The sequence below is a fragment of the Streptomyces caeruleatus genome, assembly GCF_001514235.1.
In the GTDB taxonomy this organism is placed as follows: domain Bacteria; phylum Actinomycetota; class Actinomycetes; order Streptomycetales; family Streptomycetaceae; genus Streptomyces; species Streptomyces caeruleatus.
The window spans coordinates 1-16,311 of sequence record NZ_KQ948932.1; the positions used below are offsets into that span (position 1 = coordinate 1).

Below are 16,311 nucleotides of genomic sequence, written 5' to 3' on the forward strand. Positions count from 1 at the left end.
GACGTCACGTTGGGGGTTGTTGAAACTTCCGTGGCGTCTTCTTTGATGGCCCGAACAGAACCCTGAGGAGTCGTGCCCGCTCGGCGGAAGAAAACGTCTTGTCGGCGGTCCAGATGACCTTGGTCGCTGGCATCATGCGTACCGCCGTTCTTCTTCCCTTGATTCGCGGGCGAGTTGGATGTTCATGGCGTGGTCTTCTGCGATTCCGGCGGCGAAGTCGGATTCGGCGGGGGTGTAGCCGGATCCGGCGAAGCGCCAGGCGGATTCCGTGACCGTGTCCGCTCCTGGTGCCGGGCCGCCCCGTCGGTGGTCGGCCCGTTCCTCACGCAGTGCGCCGTAGGTGGTGGAGTAGCGGCGGGATTTGGTGAGGATGTGGCCGCGGTAGCCGAGGCTGTGAGCCCACCTGCGCAGCCGGAGGTGCTCCAGCTCGGCCAGGCCGCCCAGGCGCCAGCAGGTGGCCATCAGTGCCCGTATGTGGGTCGTGACGACGGCCGCGCGGATGTCGTCCGGGGTGGTGATGCGGTAGTCGAGTCCGGCGCCGGTTTCGGCCGCTCCCTTGGTCACGTACTTGGCCACATACCCGGCGACCGCCGACCCTGACGGCCCGTCACTATCAGGGGCTGGATGGATCGGGCGCGCGTCGAACTGCCCGCCCCAGCCGATCCGTTCGGTGCCGTAGGCGTCCGACTCGGGGACGGTGACGAAGGTGGACGCCGCCGCGTGTGTGACGGCATCGGTCAGCAGCTCTTCACTCGCCCAGGAGGCGGGCGCCGACCCGGGGCCGTCCGGGCCGTCGAGGCGCACCACGGCGTGGAAGTGGATGGCCGCCCGCTTCTGGTACTCGGCGACCTTGGCGAAGGACACGACCAGGTGCTCACGGAGCTTGGAACGCGGTATGCCCCCGGTGGAGGCGAGGCGGCGCCGCACGGCGGTGGTGAACAGGTTCCACAGCCGTCCGGCGTGCGCGTGCCACAGCACATGACTGACGTAGTCGTAGCAGTCCGGGCACAGCGGCAGCCCGACCAGGCGGTCATCCTCGCCATGGATACGGCCGCAGCCCAGGGGGCGCCCGTGCTCGCACGCCGGATCATCCCAGCGCGGACGGCAGCGCGTACCGTCGAGGGCGTGGTGCACGGGTCCGAACGAGGGGGCCGTCAGGGTCACGAAGAGACGGGGGCGCTCCGTTACGGCGCCGGGCACCCCTTTGCCGCCCGACAGGCCCGCGCGCACGAGCTGATAGGTGTCTCCGGCGTGCAGGTAGGAGCAGGTCGGGCAGACCGAGGCGCGCCGGTTGCCGCAGCGCACGGCCAGCCGCTCGCCGGGTTCGTCGGCGGTCGAGTAGGAGGAGATCACCTCACCGGTTACGGGGTTGAGGGTGAGTGTGGAGCCGGACAGGTAGATGGGGTGGGCGCATCCTCCGATGGCTTTGATCTGTGCCAGCCAGCGCGAGAACTTCGGATCGTTGACGAGGCGGGTGAGGTCACGATCGGCATCGGAGATCAGCCGCAGGCTCCTTTCCCGCTCCAGTTCGGTGGAGCGGTTCTTCAGGGTGGTCACGTCGTGTGAGGGGTTGAGCACAGGGCACCTCCAGAGCGCAAGCCCATCCACTTATCCGGATGAGTCGGGATGGAGATCTTCACTCAACCAATGGCGCAAGGTCAACCGCTTATCCGGATGAGTGCGTGCCTGGGCTGAATGCGGTGATCTCGCGTCAGCTGGGCGGCCGGTTGCGGCGCGGGTCCATGCGCTCACCGGGATGCGGAGCAGACGTAGGTGGGGAGCATGTGGCGTAAGTTGTCTTCACTTCTTTGAAGGCGCGCCTTCGGCGCGCCGCCGGGGCCGCTTGCCGCACCCCGGCCCGGCATGCGGCCTTCGGCCGGTCCGGTCCGGGGCGCCGCAGCCCCGGCGCGCGGACCAGGACGACGCCAGAAAGTGAGCCGGTCCGCCACAGCAGCCCACCCCGTAGGCCCTCTCCGGTGAGCTGTGGCCCGTGCTCACGGCCTCCAGCACCTCAGCCACCGATCCGCGCCGGGACCACTCACCGGCCAGCCCAAGACCCTGTCCCCGTCGGTATCAAGCAGCTCGACGCGGCCGGAGGCCACCGCCGACTAGGGGTGGGGTTAAACCCCGCGTGGCTGGGGGCCGACGGCCTACGAGGCTTTAGGCAGCCACCATGGAGCGAGCCTCTAAGAACAGGGGGCCGATCGGGCTATTGCGGGCAGGTCCCAAAGACTGCCCGATCCGCCAGGCAGCGTAAGGCCCCCTGTTCACTCGCTCCATGGCAGCTCCCGCCCAAAGCCTCTACGGCCGGCGGCGTGCCCACACCGCGCCACAACCGCACTGCACGCGCACAAAGCTACGGCCCCCGCCCAAGCCTGCAACGGGGGCCGATCGCAGTTCCCCGGCAACAGGCCAGGGGTACCGTTCTGGTGTCGATGCAGAACGGAGAGACCAGTATGCCCCCGCACACTGACGAGCACACGGGCGCACGCATCGCGCGTACGCGCAAAGTCCGCCGGTTGACGCAACGCGAGTTGGCCGACCTCTCACACGTCTCCTATAGCACCCTGACAAAGGTGGAGCAGGGCGCCTTGCCCGCGAGCCCCTCAGTGATCGGCGCACTCGCCCGCGCAATGTCCGTACCGGTCACGGAGCTAACCGGTCAGCCCTACCTCGAAGAGCTGAGGCAAGACCAGCTCGATGGCCTGATCAACCCGATTCGCGAGGCCCTGAACATCTACGATCTGGGCCCGGACCCGGATGTGATCCCGCGCCCCGTCGAGGAGTTGGAGGCGCACGCCGAGAAGCTGTGCGCCATGGTCCGCGCGACGAACATCAAGCAGGTTGCCGCCGACCTTCCCGGCCTCATCCACGAAGCCACGACGACGGCGCACACGGCCCCAGCAGACCGCAACTGGCGGCTGCTTGCGAGCACGTACCGGACCGCCTACGACGTGACGACGAAACTCGGGTTCCCCGACCTGTGCACAGTGGCACTTGACCGCATGGACTGGGCAGCACAGCGGGCCTCTGACCCCGCCCTGAGCGGGATGCGCCAGTACCTGCGAGCCCTCGCCTACCTCCGGGCAAGCGACTACCGGACGGGCAAGCGGCTGGTCCGGTTGGGCATGGCCACCCTGGACCAGGCGGAGCCCGGGCGAGTGACCGATGTCCTTACCGGACAGCTCCACCTGGGCGCCGCCGTCCTCGCAGGACGTGACAAGGACAAGGACACCGCAGAAGGGCATCTCAGCGAGGCCGAGCGCATCGCGAATCGGACCGGCCCGGCTGAGAAGGTGCACTGGCTGTCCTTCGGTCCGACCAACGTCGGCGTGCACCGGGTCAGCGTGCTGGCTGAACTGGACCTGTACCCCGAAGCCGTCCATTCCGCGCAGGAGATCACCGTCCCGGACGGGTGGCCGCCGTCCCGACTCGCACACCATCACGCCGATGTGGCACGAGCGCAGATGTGGACGGGCCACACGGACAGCGCGTTCAAGAGCCTCTTGAAGGCACGCAAGCTCGCCCCACAGCAAACGCGGTATCACCCCACAGTCCGCGAAACCTACGCCGGACTGGAGGCGGCCAAGCGCAGGATGCCTGACACCTTCAGCAACTATGGGACATGGCTGGGTAGGTGACACTGCGTCAATCGATGGCCGGGGCTATCAACGATGTCTGATAGTTCCGGCCTTCGCATGTCGGCACGATGCCAGGGTCAGGAGACCCCCGCGACCGTGCGACCGGTCCGGGGGCGTGGCCACCAACCATCGGGGTTGACGACAGTGCCCAAAGCTACAACCAGGATCATCACGCTGTGGGAGCGGGCGGGGGTGAGCGCGTGAGCTCGTCGAGGACGTACCCCAGTCCGCCCGTCGAACTGCCGCTGAGGCTCGATGGCGACCCGAAGCCCGCGCCGGATTGCGACGTGTGCCAAGCGTTGGACAGGCAGCGTTCGCTAGCCCACGCACAGCGCGACATGTCCAAGGTCTCGGACTTCAACGTCGAGATCCGGAACCACCCGCACACGAGTCGGGGGCGGCGCTCGTGATCCTCATGATCCAGCACAAGAGCGCACGCGCTGAAGCGGATCACACGGCGGCGCTGCTGCGAGCGGCCCTGCAACGCGCCGGAATCCCCGAGCGTGAGGCCGCGCGGGTGCGTGCCCTGGTGATCGAGGGGCGTGCGTACGTGGGTATCGGGGCGCTTCCGGTCGGTTCGGCGGTGAGGCTGTTGGAAGCGCTGCCCCTGGCTCTCGTCAAGAGCGACGCCGACACCAGCCCGGCTGAGCCTACGGGGGTGACGGGATGAGTCGCGCGGTTCTGCGGTTCGTGCCTCACACGATCCGGCATGTACCAGACCTTGAGTCCACTCGTGAAGCGTTCTGCGCTGCGGGCGGCTGCAAGGGGACTTCCGGTCCTGGTGATGAAGACGCCGTTCAGATGTGGTGCCTTCGGCATACGGGCCTGAACCCCGGTCATGACCTCTTCCGGCGTGTGTTCACCGACCACGCGCGCGTGACACGGGATGACTGATGCGCCAGTGCACGGCCACAGCCGAAGTGCTGCTCACGGATATTTTGATAGCCATTCTCGCCGGACAAGGGCAGATCTCCAGTCAGGACTGTGAGGACATCCCCGACACGGCCCGATGCCAACTCGGCCTCTGGCATGGAGACGAACACGCCGACTTCGTCTGGGAGTGGGAGCACAAGCCGCATGAGGGACTGTGGGCGCGCTGGACACCGGACGGGGTGATGCGGTTCGAGTCGCTGGCGCACTGCGAGATCACTGATGGCTCGGACGACGGCGACGCATGCTGGCTCTACCGGGACCACGCCCGCGAACACTCGTGGGCTCTGCGTGACCCGGCGATGGAAGCGTTCCGCCGACAGGTGCTCGCGGAGAACGCTGGATTGCTCGCGTGGCTCACCAGGCAGCGAGAGTAAGGGACTGCACTACACGTGAAGACGTCCCCGGCGATTCGGCAAGCCGGGGACGTCTTCACGTGGTGCTGTTCTGTTCCAGCTATGCCCGCTGGACTGTGCAGGGGGCCGTGGGCGAAAAGGAAATCAGCGCCTGCCGAACGCCTCGTCAGTGGCGACGACCTCTACGCCCAGGGGCGTAAGGGAGATCGGAATCAGTTTGAGGTTCGCCCAGCCGAAGGGAATTCCGATGATCGACAGGAAGAGCGGGATGCTCGTGATCAGATGGCCGATGGCCAGCCACCAGCCCGCGAAGACGATCCAGATCACGTTGCCGATGAGCGAGGCCGCCCCGGCGTCCCGCTTCGGCACCGTAGTGCGACCGAATGGCCACAGAACGAAGCCAGCGATCCGCAGCGAGGCTACGCCGAAGGGGATCGTCACGATGAGGACGAAGCAGATCAGCGCAGCCACTGTGTAGGCGATTGCCATCCAGATCCCGCAGAAGATCAACCACAGGATGTTGAGGACGAGGTTGATCGGTTTCATGATCGCTTCCCCTTCAAGATTGACACTCGTACATGGTCTCACCTGCCAGTATCCGGCGCTTAAGTATGAAGCCGGAACCGCAACGGCCGGGTGGGAGTGTTGTGAGCGTCGGGGAGTGATCCCGTTCGGCATCGCCAACTTCAAGCTGATCCCGGTCTCGTTGTTCCCGCTGGGCCGCGAGATCGTGTCGACGAACCAGCCGTTCGCATCGACCTGGTAGGCACCTTCGCGGCGCACCGGCTTCCGTCCGGAGGTCCCGGACGGAAGCCGAAGGTTTTCCACAGCCCCACAGTTGTCCACAGGCCGGATCGATTGTCAGTGGCGGCTTGCATCATGAACGCATGACCGAGAACGAGCAGTTGCTGACGAGCGTGGCGGGCAAGGCCCGCAATGTCCGCCCGTGGGGCTGGACCTCCCTCCCCGAGCCAGTGGACGCGGCCACCCTGGCTCGCGCCGAGGCTGCGCTCGGCTTCCCCCTGCCCCAACTGCTCGCCGACCTCTACCTGCGCATAGGTGACGGCGGATTCGGTCCGGAGTACGGCCTGTTGCCCCTGCTCGACAGCCCTCCGGCCGGCGAGCCCGCCGCCGTCACGCAGTACCTCACCAACCGCGAGAGCGGCCGAGAGGACCCCGACTGGCCCTGGCCCGAAGGCGTCCTACCGATCTCCCACTGGGGCTGCGCGATGTACGCCTGCGTGGACTGCCGCAGCCCTCAGGCCACCGTCCTCCTCTTCGAACCGAACGCCGACGACGCCGACCAGGCATGGTACGTGGACGCGCCGAGCCTCACGGAGTGGCTGCGTGCCTGGATCGACGGCACAGGTTGGTACGAGGAGACGAACAAGGATGTGGAGCCGACGCCGTGGGCCGATTTCCGCATACGCACGGCCACGCGACAGGTGTCCTGAGAAGGGCCGCGAATGGGCCGCGGGCAGCGATGGACCGGAGGACGATCGCCGCGACACGGCCGGGTGAGTGGATCAACGGCCACTGAGCGGACCGCGACGACCACCCAAGTCAGCCCGACTGCGCCCGCGCTTTTCCGCGAACCGGTCATGCCGCCACAAGGCCAAGGCTCAGACACCAACCCGGCCCTGCTCTCTCCCATCGCCCCCCGCAAGCCCCCCCCCGCAAGCCCCCAACAACGACGCACCCGCGTACGTCGGCTGCCTACCCCGTAGCCGTGCGCGCCCGTATCACCGGGTCACCCGACCGCCCCCCGGCCCGCCACCCACCGCCGCACCCCGTACGCGATCACACCCACCGCCAGCACCCCCGCACCCACGACCACGGAGATCCCCGGAAGCGAGAACGCCAGGACCACGCACCCGAGAAGCCCCACCGCCGGCACGAACCGCCGGGTCGCTGCCGGATCGAGAGTCCACGCCGAGGCGTTGGCCACCGCGTAGTACACCAACACCCCGAAGGAGGAGAACCCGATCGCGCCTCGCAGGTCCACCGTGGCGGCCAGGACCGCGACCGCCACTCCCACCGCCAGTTCTGCCCGGTGCGGTACCTGGAAGCGGGGATTCACGGCGGCCAGGACTCCGGGCAGATGCCGGTCGCGCGCCATGGCCAGCGTCGTCCGCGAGACGCCCAGGATCAGGGCGAGCAGCGAGCCCAACGCTGCGAGAGCCGCGCCCACCCGTACCACCGGGGCCAGCCCCGGCAGCCCAGCCGCCCGCACCGCGTCGGCCAGCGGCGCCGCAGCGTTCCCGAGCTCCTCCGACCCCAGCACGGAAAGGACGGCCACCGCCACGCACACATACACCGCCAGCGCGATGCCCAGGGCCAGCGGAATCGCCCGAGGGATGGTGCGTGCCGGGTCCCGCACTTCCTCACCGAGCGTCGCGATCCGCGCGTATCCGGCGAACGCGAAGAACAACAGCCCCGCGGCCTGCAGCACGCCGTCCACACCGCCCGAGACCCCGACGTCCAGGCGCTCGGAGTCGGACTGCCCGGACCCCAGGCAGACGACCACCACACAAGCGAGGACAGCCAGGACCACAGCCACGATCGCCCGTGTCAGCCAGGCGGACTTCTGGACACCGCCGTAGTTCACCGCGGTCAGCGCCACCACGGCCGCGACCGCCACCGCGTGCGCCTGCCCCGGCCAGACGTACGCGCCCACCGTGAGCGCCATCGCCGCACAGGAGGCCGTCTTACCGACCACGAACGACCAGCCCGCGAGATACCCCCAGAACTCCCCGAGCCGCTCACGCCCGTACACATAGGTGCCACCTGAGGCCGGATACAGGGCGGCCAGCCGTGCCGACGACGTGGCGTTGCAGTAGGCGACCACGGCAGCGACCGCGAGTCCGACAAGCAGTCCGGATCCGGCCGCGCGGGCGGCAGGGCCCAGGGCGGCGAAGATGCCGGCCCCGACCATCGAGCCGAGTCCGATGACCACGGCGTCCCCAAGACCGAGGGTGCGCCGCAGCTCGGAGGGGGCGGAGCTGGACCGTTCCATGGCCGGAACCCTACTGATCGCCGCAACCGAGGGACGCCCCCGTGACGTCCTGTTCATCAACAGAGCACGAATAAGCGCGCCCAAGATCACAGTGCCCGGAGAGTGCAGGCACAGCGCGGAGGGGCAGGGTTCACGGCATGACGATCATCAGCTGGATCATCCTGGGGCTGCTGGCCGGGGCCATCGCCAAGTTCCTGCTGCCTGGGCGCGACCCGGGCGGCTTCATCGGCACCACTGTCATCGGTGTCGCCGGCGCGTTCATCGGTGGCTGGATCTCGGCCCGCTGGCTGGACCACCCCATCACCAAGGACTTCTACGACGGCGCCACCTGGGCTGCCGCGATCGGAGGCTCCCTCGTGCTCCTGATCGCCTACCGCCTGCTGTTCGGCCACTCGCGCAACTGAGTGAGACGGGCACAGCCCCGAACCGCAGCCAGCAGACGAGAAGGGTGGGCACCCGGGGGTGCCCACCCTTCCTCGTAAAGCATCGCGCCGAAGCCGAAGCCGAAGCCGAAGCCGAAGCCGAAGCCGAAGCCGCCGGGGCCGGCATCGGATCAGCAGCTCACCGGTAGTTCACGAACTGCAACGCGAAGTCGAAGTCCTTGCCCTTCAGCAGGGCGATCACGGCCTGGAGGTCGTCCCGGCTCTTGGAGCTGACCCGCAGCTCGTCTCCCTGGACCTGGGCCTTCACACCCTTGGGACCCTCGTCACGGATGATCTTCGCCACCTTCTTCGCGTTGTCCTGGGAGATGCCCTCCTCGATCGACGCGAAGATCTTGTATTCCTTGCCCGAGAGCTGGGGCTCGCCCGCGTCCAGGGCCTTCAACGAGATGCCGCGCTTGATCAGCTTGGACTGGAAGACGTCGAGGACAGCATTGACCCGGTCCTCGGAGTTCGCCTCCATCAGGATCTTTTCACCGGACCACGAGATCGAGGCACCCACGCCCTTGAAGTCGTAGCGCTGTGAGATCTCCTTGGCGGCCTGGTTGAGGGCGTTGTCGACCTCCTGCCGCTCGACCTTCGAGACGATGTCGAAACTGGAGTCGGCCATGTCCTGTGGCTCCTTGTATCGGGGTGCGTATGGATGCGTATCGGCGGGCGTGGGGGTGGCCGCCGAGTCCGGGGCGGAACCCGGGCCGCATCCGGACAAGCCTAGCCACCCCTCGTCCTCCGGGTGGCGATCAATCGGGTGGCGAAGCACCCCTCCACATCGGGTATTGTTTACGTCGTTGCCAGGGAGCACCGCCGAAAAGCGGTTCGAACGGCAGCAAACCCCGGCGGTGTGCCCGAGCGGCCAAAGGGAGCAGACTGTAAATCTGCCGGCTCAGCCTTCCCAGGTTCGAATCCTGGCGCCGCCACACTGGGGAAACCCCTCCGATCTGCGGAAACGTAGAGCGGAGGGGTTTTCGCGTTCCGGGGCCGGGCTCGGGGCACACTGATGCCATGTCCACGCGTCGTAGAAGCTGCCCCGAGTGCCGTCGTGAGATCGCCGTCGTCGCCGGTCGGTTCGCGCGGCACGATCCGCCCGGCGCGCGGGAGCACGGGGAACTCGTGTCGTGTTCCGGGTCGAGGCGACAGGCGCAACTCGGGGCCGCGCAGCCCGCGTTGGACGGGTACGTGATGCCGGAGTTTCCCGGGCAGCTGCCGTTGTTCTGACTACCCCCTGCATCCGGAGGTGGACGCAGGGCCTCACACACCGAGTCGCCGAGTCGCCGAGTCGTCGAGTGGCCGAGTCCCGTCCCTGCGCACCGAGCCCGGTTGCCTCACCCCGAAGCGGCCGGGCCGCCCGAGGAACCGGGCCGCACGTCCATCCGCGCGACCAGCTCGTCCCCGTCGAACCGGTAGACGTGCTCGACCCTCTCCTCCGCCCACCGGTCAGCACCCGACGCGTCGCGTATTCCCAGCCGCACGGTCGCCACCACGGCCTCGCCGTCCAAGTCCGGTCGTAGGCCTTCCAGGTGGACGAGGGGATGTCCGGCGGCTAACTGCCTGCCCAGTACGCGCGTACCGCCTCGCGTCCGTGCAACCGGGCTCCGTCCGCGACGTTCGGCCAGTTCACGTCGGGGGCGAGGCACCGCTCCATGAAGGGCTCGCGCTCGTCCGTCGAGAAGACCTCGTACATGCGGCGCAACAGTGCCTCACACGCGGCGGGGACGCCCGCCGGGCCCATCCTCAGTTCCCCGCCACGGACTTCACCGCCACCGACACCGGCGCCGAGCCGCTGATGAGTTCGAGCGTCAGGCCGGCCGTGGCCGGGGTGTCGAGCAACTCCGCGAGGGCGGCGGCCACATCGTCGCGCGGGATCGGGCCACGTCCGGTGTGGGCCTCCAGGCGCACCAGGCCGGTTCCGGCGTCGTTCGTCAGCATGCCGGGGCGCAGGATCGTCCAGTCCAGCCCGGCCAGGCCACGGACGTACTCGTCGGCTCCGCCCTTGGCCCGCAAGTAGACGTCGAAGACCTCGCTGCCTTCGTGCTTCGGGTCCGCGCCCATGGAGGACACGACGAGGAAGCGCCGTACGCCTGCCTGGACCGCCGCGTCCGCGAACAGGACCGCCGCGCCCTTGTCCACCGAGTCCTTGCGGTCCGTTCCGCTGCCGGGGCCCGCGCCGGCGGCGAAGACGGCCGCGTCAGCGCCCCGGAGTTGTGCCGCGACATCCTCGACCGAGGCCGACTCCAGGTCCAGCAGGATCGGTTCGGCACCGGCTTCCCGCAGAGCGTCTGCCTGTTCGGCCTTGCGGATGATCCCCGCGACCTCGTCCCCGCGTGCGGCGAGCAGCGTCTCCAGCCGCAGCGCGATCTGACCATGACCACCAGCGATGACAATGCGCATGTCTCCGACCGTACGCCCGGACGGCCGCATCCGCCGCACGACTTCAGCCACGCCTCACGTCTCCCGAGGCGCGTGCATCACAGCCCCACAGGGGCGCATCGCATGGTCAGACGCCGGGCGCACGAGCTGCCCGTGAACCCCTTGCGCGCCCCAACCCGCCCTGCCACACCTCGGAGTGCCGGCCCCGTGCTTCCTCAGGACAGCTCTCCCCGCCCCTGCCGTGGCAACCCCAGCTCCGCCGCCACTGCCGAGTTGCAGTACTCCCGCACCGCGCTGGTCCGCGCCACCACGCGCCCCCGGTGGACCACGATGCGGCTGTACGCCAGCGACAGCGCCCCCGCCAGCCGGTCCCCGCGCACCGCCAGCAACTCGGCCGGGAAGCCCGCCTCCACCCGCACCTCGGGCAGGCCCAGCACCGCACGCGCCGACGCGCTCACGGCGTCGTACGCGTCCTCGGGGCGCAGCCCGTGCCGGGAGGCCAGCAGGTAGGCGGCCTCCAGCGGGTCTCCGCGTCCCACCGGGTTCGACACGTCCCGCAGGGCACCACTTCCGGCGGCGACGCGTACGCCGGCGGAGCGCAGCAGTCGTACGGGCGCCGTACTCCGCCGTTCCGCGCCCCCGCAGCCGCCCTGGGGCAGGCAGGCCACCGTCACCCCCGCCGCGGCGAGCTGGTCCGCGGTGCGGCTGGCCGTCTGGGCGGGCAGACGGCCCAGGCCGCCGCACGGGCCGAGGGTCACGCCGGGGCGCAGTCCGCCGGCCATCGCGGCGAGCCGGGCCAGGCGGGCCGGGTCGGTGGCGTCGGTGTGCAGGTCAACGGGGCAGCCGTGCTCGGAGGCGACCTCCAGGACCGCCTCCACGTAACCCGTCGGATCCGGGTCCAGATCCGGGCAGCCGCCGACCACCGACGCGCCCATCTTCAGCGCGTCCCGCAGCATCGCCAGCCCGTCGGCGCCGGCCACGCCGGTCAGCAGCCGGGGCATCGCCACGGTTGTCAACTCCGTGAGCCCGCGCAGGGAACGCCGTGCCTGCAGTACGGCGGTCAGCGCGCCCAGACCCTGAACGTCGCCCACGCGCACGTGTGCCCGCAGCGCGGTCGCCCCGTGCCCGAGCTGGAGCAAGGCGGCCTCGGTGGCCCGGCGCTGGACGTCCTGGGGCTCGTACGAGACAGGGCCGCCCTCGTCGGCGGAGAGGGCGGTGTCGCCGTGGGCGTGCGGTTCCGCCGGGGCCGGCAGGAGCAGATAGCCGCCGAGGTCCACGCGCGCGCACGCACGCGTGCCGTCCCCCGCCAGGCTCCCGGCGGTGCCGACCGCCTCGATGCGCCCGCCGCCCAGCCGTACGTCCACGGTCCGGCCGTCGGTGAGCCGCGCCCCGCACAACAGCAGTGCACCCGGGTCGGCCGGCCCGGACGAACCCGACGAGGACGACGAGTGGGGCGGCTGGGGATGGCTGTCGGGCATCGCGCTCCAGAGGTTCGGGGCTGCGCATCGGGCTGCGGGGACGGTGCCGGGGGATACGCCGGGCACGCAAGATCACGCAGCGTGAGTCGAGCCTAGGGTGGCGATACCGCCCTGGCGCGCAGGAGCGCAATAGTCGTACCGGTGTGGTCCGCCGAACGGAGCCGCGCCCAGCGGTACCGCAGTGGCCTGCGAGGCGTCTGTGTGCTCCGCCGATCGGCCCTCGGGAGGGGCCGGGAAACGGATTTGGGTGAACGGCTGCCGAGCGTGTAATGTCTTCATCGCTCGCCCCAATAGCTCAGTCGGTAGAGCGTCTCCATGGTAAGGAGAAGGTCTACGGTTCGATTCCGTATTGGGGCTCTGGTGTGGGAGGTTCCCGTCTTGTGACGGGAACCGATCGCATCACAGCGGTGTAGCTCAGTCGGTAGAGCAAGCGGCTCATAATCGCTGTGTCACCGGTTCAAGTCCGGTCACCGCTACTGACAGTAGCCGATTGTGGGGTCGGTCCTTCGATCGGCTACTCTTTTATGCATTAATTCAGTCCTATCCGTTCGTCAAGGAGCACTCACGTGGCTGCCACCGACGTCCGCCCGAAGATCACGCTGGCCTGCGTGGAGTGCAAGGAGCGGAACTACATCACCAAGAAGAACCGGCGTAACAACCCGGACCGCCTTGAGATGAAGAAGCACTGCCCGCGTTGCAACGCGCACACCGCGCACCGCGAAACGCGATAAATCAGGCTCGTACGCGAGGCCGCCCCCTCAGTCGGGGGGCGGCCTCGTGTCGTTTTCGCCCCGGTTACCGGTCGGTTGGGGCCGACCCAGGTGAACCAGCAGGTCAACGGCAGCAGACACCAGGAGGTGCCGAGCCATGGCGCTCGACCAGTCCTTCGTGGGGCGGAGTTACCCGCCCACCGAGCCCTACGAGGTGGGCCGGGAGAAGATCCGTGAGTTCGCGGAAGCGGTGGGAGACACCAATCCGGCGTACACGGACCCGGAGGCCGCCAAGGCGTTCGGGCACCCCGATGTGATCGCCCCGCCGACCTTTGTCTTCTCGATCACCTTCAAGGCCGCCGGTCAGGTCGTCCAGGACCCGCAGCTCGGCCTGGACTACAGCCGCGTCGTGCACGGCGACCAGAAGTTCGCCTACACCCGCCCGGTGTGCGCCGGCGACCGGTTGACCGTCACCTCGACCATCGAGGCGGTCAAGACCATGGCGGGCAACGACATCCTGGACGTTCGCGGCGAGGTGCACGACGAGGCGGGGGAGCACGTGGTGACCGCCTGGACGAAGCTCGTGGCCCGTGGCCTGGACGCCGAAGAAGGGCAGGCCTGAGACCGATGACGGCGAAGATTGCCTACGGTGACGTAGAGGTCGGCACCGAGCTGCCCGCCCAGAACTTTCCTGTGACTCGTGCCACCCTCGTCCAGTACGCGGGCGCCTCCGGTGACTTCAACCCGATCCACTGGAACGAGAAGTTCGCCAAGGAGGTCGGGCTCCCGGACGTCATCGCGCACGGCATGTTCACCATGGCCGAGGCGATCCGGGTGGTCACCGACTGGACCGGCGACCCGGCCGCGGTGGTCGAGTACGGCGTCCGCTTCACCAAGCCGGTCGTCGTGCCGAACGACGACGAGGGCGCCACGATCGAGGTCAGCGGGAAGGTCGCGGCCAAGCTCGACGACAACAAGGTCCGCGTGGACCTGCTCGTGAAGAGTGCCGGGCAGAAGGTGCTCGGGATGTCGCGGGCGGTCGTGCAGTTGGCGTAGCGGCACGCGCGTGCCGTGCGGTAAGGGGCGTCCTCCATGGTGGGGCGCCCCTTACATGTTTCGGTCGCGGCACGTTTCCGCCGCGTATCCCTTGACCTAGTTAGTGATTGAGTACTAACTTACTTCACATGGTCAGGATGAGCGCAGAAGAGAGGCGCGAGAGCGTCATCCGCGCGGCGACGACCGAGTTCGCTCGCGGCGGCTACTACGGCACCTCGACCGAGGCAATCGCCAAGCGCGTCGGTGTCTCGCAGCCGTATCTCTTCCGGCTCTTCCCTGGCAAGAAGGCGATCTTCCTGGCGGCGGCCGAGCGTTGCGTGGAGGAGACCATCCGGATGTTCGCGGAGGCGTCCGAGGGGCTGGAGGGTGAAGAGGCCCTGCATGCCATGGGGGTCGCGTACCGGAAGGTCGTTTCGGAGCAGCCCGAGCGGCTGATGATGCAGATGCAGATGTACCTCGCCGTGGCGGCCGCCGAGCAGGAGGGTGACCACGAGTTCGGCGAGGCCGTGCGCGCCGGCTGGATGCGGCTGTGGGGCACCGTCCACCTGCCGCTGGGAGCGGACGTCCACGAGACGACGACGTTCATGGCGTACGGAATGCTCATTAACTGCCTGGTGGCCATGGGCTTCCCTCCCGAGCACCGTGTTTGGGCCGGGATGGAACCACCGAAGGGGACCGAGGGGCGGCCGTAGGCAAGGGGTGGGGGCGGCGTGGATCGCCCCGCCTTTCCGTGACCGCAAAAGTTAGTAATCAATAACTATCCAGATTGAAGAGTCCGTCAACAGGAACCGGAACGCATCACCCCTGGGGGAGCGATGTCACACCAGACCGAACAGAACGCGCGGGCGACCGGCCTCGGAGGGGCCGTATGGGCCCTCGTCATCACCAGCGTCGCCGGGTTCATGGCGGCCCTCGACAACCTCGTCGTCACCACCGCACTGCCGTCCATCCGCCAGGACCTGGGCGGATCGCTGCCCGACCTGGAGTGGACGGTGAGCGCGTACACGCTCACCTTCGCCGTCCTGCTGATGTTCGGCGCGGCGCTCGGTGACCGATTCGGCCGCCGTCGGCTCTTCCTGGTCGGCATCACGATCTTCACCGGCGCGTCCGCCGCCGCGGCCCTCGCGCCGGGCCTCGACTCCCTCATCGCCGCCCGCGCGGTACAGGGCGTCGGCGCGGCGATCATGATGCCGCTGACGCTGACCCTGCTGACGGCCGCCGTGCCCGCCGCCAAGCGTGGGATGGCGTACGGCATATGGGGTGCCGTCAACGGGCTCGCGGTCGCGTCCGGGCCACTCATCGGCGGCAGCCTCACCGAACACATCTCCTGGCAGTGGATCTTCTGGCTGAACGTCCCGCTGGGCCTCGTCCTGCTGCCGCTGGCCCGCCTGCGCCTGGCCGAGTCGCACGGCACCGGGTCCCCGCTCGACATCGCCGGCACCCTGCTCGCCAGCGGCGGCCTGTTCGGGATCGTGTACGGCCTGGTGCGCGGGCCGGCCGACGGGTGGACCGGCCGTCTGGTGCTGACCGGCCTGTTCGCCGGAGGGGCGCTGCTCGTCGGGTTCGTGCTCTACAGCACCCGTGCCAAGAACCCGATGCTGCCGATGCGGCTCTTCCGCTCGCGGGCGTTCTCCGGGATCAACGCCGCGAGCATGCTGATGTTCCTCGGGATGTTCGGGTCGATCTTCCTGCTCAGCCAGTACATGCAGGGGGTGCTCGGGTACTCGCCGACCGAGGCGGGGCTGCGGATGCTGCCGTGGACGGGCATGCCGATGTTCGTCGCGCCGATCGCCGGCATCCTCTCCGACCGCATCGGGGGGCGGCCTGTCGTCGCCACCGGGCTGTTCTTCCAGGCGGCCGGCCTCGCCTACATGGCCTCTGTGGTCACCGTCGACGCCTCCTACGCCGCGCAGCTGCCCGGCCTGATCATCAGCGGCATCGGCATGGCGCTGTTCTTCGCGCCGGCGGCCAACCTGGTCATGTCCAGCGTCCGGGCCTCCGAACAGGGCATTGCCTCCGGTGCCAACAATGCGCTGCGGGAGGTCGGTGGGGCGCTCGGTATCGCCGTGATGGCGTCGATCTTCTCGGCGCGGGGTGGCTACGAGACTGGGCAGGCCTTCGTGGACGGCCTGCGGCCCGCGCTGGTCACGGGGGCGGCGGTGGTTGCTCTCGCCGGCGTTGCGGCTCTGCTGATTCCGCGGCGGCGGGTCATCCGGGCCGTGGGCCCGACCGAGCAGGCGCCGACTCTGGAAACGGTCGCCGGGTGACTTCAGCGAACGGGGTGGTGGGGTTGGCGAAGCGTTTCCTCGCCCCCGCC

At 68.8% G+C, this 16,311-nt stretch carries 20 protein-coding genes, 3 tRNA genes and 1 pseudogene; 16 read left to right on the plus strand and 8 right to left on the minus strand.

Annotation, left to right across the window (positions count from 1 at the left end; all coding sequences use genetic code 11):
• Positions 1-132: 132 nt before the first annotated feature.
• A complete protein-coding gene (locus tag AQJ67_RS25790) occupies positions 133-1,509 on the minus strand; it encodes a replication initiator (protein ID WP_079056215.1) in 1,377 nt (458 codons plus the stop codon).
• Positions 1,510-2,435: 926 nt separating this feature from the next.
• On the opposite strand from AQJ67_RS25790, the gene AQJ67_RS25795 reads away from it, so the two are divergent.
• From AQJ67_RS25795 to AQJ67_RS25810, 4 genes are all read left to right on the plus strand, one after another.
• On the plus strand, positions 2,436-3,641 hold the full coding sequence (locus tag AQJ67_RS25795) for a helix-turn-helix domain-containing protein (RefSeq protein WP_244190602.1): 1,206 nt from the start codon (positions 2,436-2,438) through the stop codon (positions 3,639-3,641).
• A 415-nt stretch (positions 3,642-4,056) separates the two neighbouring features.
• Complete coding sequence (locus AQJ67_RS25805) at positions 4,057-4,311, plus strand: hypothetical protein (RefSeq protein WP_159058831.1); 255 nt, start codon at positions 4,057-4,059, stop codon at positions 4,309-4,311.
• The gene (locus AQJ67_RS50970; RefSeq protein WP_079056174.1) at positions 4,308-4,535 is read left to right on the plus strand and encodes a DUF7848 domain-containing protein; all 228 of its coding nucleotides are present in this window, start codon (positions 4,308-4,310) and stop codon (positions 4,533-4,535) included. The genes AQJ67_RS25805 and AQJ67_RS50970 overlap by 4 nt, the downstream gene beginning before the upstream one ends.
• A complete protein-coding gene (locus AQJ67_RS25810; RefSeq protein ID WP_062721649.1) occupies positions 4,535-4,948 on the plus strand; it encodes a hypothetical protein in 414 nt (137 codons plus the stop codon). Before AQJ67_RS50970 ends, AQJ67_RS25810 begins: the two co-directional genes overlap by 1 nt.
• A 123-nt stretch (positions 4,949-5,071) precedes the next feature.
• Here the strand turns inward: AQJ67_RS25810 and AQJ67_RS25815 are convergent, their stop codons facing one another.
• Complete coding sequence (locus tag AQJ67_RS25815; RefSeq protein WP_062721651.1) at positions 5,072-5,473, minus strand: YccF domain-containing protein; 402 nt, start codon at positions 5,471-5,473, stop codon at positions 5,072-5,074.
• A 118-nt stretch (positions 5,474-5,591) separates the two neighbouring features.
• Here AQJ67_RS25815 and AQJ67_RS50770 point away from each other — a divergent pair.
• Together AQJ67_RS50770 and AQJ67_RS25820 are read left to right on the plus strand one after the other, a co-directional pair.
• A pseudogene (locus AQJ67_RS50770) lies at positions 5,592-5,693 on the plus strand (YccF domain-containing protein); the annotation flags it as partial.
• A 121-nt stretch (positions 5,694-5,814) separates the two neighbouring features.
• Positions 5,815-6,381 carry an SMI1/KNR4 family protein gene (locus tag AQJ67_RS25820; protein ID WP_062721653.1) on the plus strand — a complete coding sequence of 189 codons (567 nt, stop codon included), beginning with the start codon at positions 5,815-5,817 and terminating at the stop codon, positions 6,379-6,381.
• Between the two features lie 296 nt (positions 6,382-6,677).
• Here AQJ67_RS25820 and AQJ67_RS25825 read toward each other — a convergent pair whose 3' ends face one another.
• Positions 6,678-7,943: an APC family permease gene (locus AQJ67_RS25825; protein WP_062721655.1), complete on the minus strand. Its 1,266-nt coding sequence runs from the start codon at positions 7,941-7,943 to the stop codon at positions 6,678-6,680.
• Between the two features lie 137 nt (positions 7,944-8,080).
• Here AQJ67_RS25825 and AQJ67_RS25830 point away from each other — a divergent pair, with 137 nt between their 5' ends.
• Positions 8,081-8,347, plus strand: a complete 267-nt coding sequence (locus AQJ67_RS25830; protein ID WP_062721657.1) for a GlsB/YeaQ/YmgE family stress response membrane protein — start codon at positions 8,081-8,083, stop codon at positions 8,345-8,347.
• Positions 8,348-8,504: 157 nt separating this feature from the next.
• Here AQJ67_RS25830 and AQJ67_RS25835 read toward each other — a convergent pair whose 3' ends face one another.
• Complete coding sequence (locus tag AQJ67_RS25835) at positions 8,505-8,993, minus strand: YajQ family cyclic di-GMP-binding protein (RefSeq protein ID WP_062721659.1); 489 nt, start codon at positions 8,991-8,993, stop codon at positions 8,505-8,507.
• A 225-nt stretch (positions 8,994-9,218) separates the two neighbouring features.
• Between AQJ67_RS25835 and AQJ67_RS25840 the strand changes: the two genes are divergently transcribed.
• Together AQJ67_RS25840 and AQJ67_RS49560 are read left to right on the plus strand one after the other, a co-directional pair.
• A tRNA-Tyr gene (locus tag AQJ67_RS25840) sits at positions 9,219-9,300 on the plus strand.
• A gap of 85 nt (positions 9,301-9,385) precedes the next feature.
• A complete protein-coding gene (locus AQJ67_RS49560) occupies positions 9,386-9,598 on the plus strand; it encodes a hypothetical protein (RefSeq protein ID WP_062721661.1) in 213 nt (70 codons plus the stop codon).
• Positions 9,599-9,705: 107 nt separating this feature from the next.
• Here the strand turns inward: AQJ67_RS49560 and AQJ67_RS49565 are convergent, their stop codons facing one another.
• The 4 genes from AQJ67_RS49565 to AQJ67_RS25860 all read right to left on the minus strand — a co-directional run bounded on the left by AQJ67_RS49565 (position 9,706) and on the right by AQJ67_RS25860 (position 12,228).
• Positions 9,706-9,852: a hypothetical protein gene (locus AQJ67_RS49565; protein ID WP_244190603.1), complete on the minus strand. Its 147-nt coding sequence runs from the start codon at positions 9,850-9,852 to the stop codon at positions 9,706-9,708.
• A gap of 71 nt (positions 9,853-9,923) precedes the next feature.
• On the minus strand, positions 9,924-10,064 hold the full coding sequence (locus AQJ67_RS49570) for a nuclear transport factor 2-like protein (protein ID WP_244190604.1): 141 nt from the start codon (positions 10,062-10,064) through the stop codon (positions 9,924-9,926).
• 50 nt (positions 10,065-10,114) lie between these two features.
• Entirely contained in the window at positions 10,115-10,771 is a 657-nt protein-coding gene (locus AQJ67_RS25855) for an SDR family oxidoreductase (RefSeq protein ID WP_062722048.1), read from the minus strand.
• 194 nt (positions 10,772-10,965) lie between these two features.
• A complete protein-coding gene (locus AQJ67_RS25860; protein ID WP_062721664.1) occupies positions 10,966-12,228 on the minus strand; it encodes an amidohydrolase family protein in 1,263 nt (420 codons plus the stop codon).
• A 284-nt stretch (positions 12,229-12,512) separates the two neighbouring features.
• Between AQJ67_RS25860 and AQJ67_RS25865 the strand changes: the two genes are divergently transcribed.
• The 7 genes from AQJ67_RS25865 to AQJ67_RS25895 all read left to right on the plus strand — a co-directional run bounded on the left by AQJ67_RS25865 (position 12,513) and on the right by AQJ67_RS25895 (position 16,261).
• Positions 12,513-12,585, plus strand: a tRNA-Thr gene (locus AQJ67_RS25865).
• A gap of 46 nt (positions 12,586-12,631) precedes the next feature.
• A tRNA-Met gene (locus tag AQJ67_RS25870) sits at positions 12,632-12,704 on the plus strand.
• A gap of 90 nt (positions 12,705-12,794) precedes the next feature.
• The gene (rpmG, locus tag AQJ67_RS25875) at positions 12,795-12,959 is read left to right on the plus strand and encodes a 50S ribosomal protein L33 (protein ID WP_003948671.1); all 165 of its coding nucleotides are present in this window, start codon (positions 12,795-12,797) and stop codon (positions 12,957-12,959) included.
• Between the two features lie 136 nt (positions 12,960-13,095).
• Complete coding sequence (locus AQJ67_RS25880) at positions 13,096-13,560, plus strand: MaoC family dehydratase N-terminal domain-containing protein (RefSeq protein ID WP_062721666.1); 465 nt, start codon at positions 13,096-13,098, stop codon at positions 13,558-13,560.
• Positions 13,561-13,565: 5 nt separating this feature from the next.
• Positions 13,566-13,994, plus strand: coding sequence for a MaoC family dehydratase (locus AQJ67_RS25885; protein ID WP_062721669.1), 429 nt, complete (start codon positions 13,566-13,568; stop codon positions 13,992-13,994).
• Positions 13,995-14,122: 128 nt separating this feature from the next.
• A complete protein-coding gene (locus AQJ67_RS25890; protein WP_208615045.1) occupies positions 14,123-14,686 on the plus strand; it encodes a TetR/AcrR family transcriptional regulator in 564 nt (187 codons plus the stop codon).
• A 123-nt stretch (positions 14,687-14,809) separates the two neighbouring features.
• On the plus strand, positions 14,810-16,261 hold the full coding sequence (locus tag AQJ67_RS25895) for an MFS transporter (RefSeq protein WP_062721671.1): 1,452 nt from the start codon (positions 14,810-14,812) through the stop codon (positions 16,259-16,261).
• Positions 16,262-16,311 lie beyond the last annotated feature (50 nt).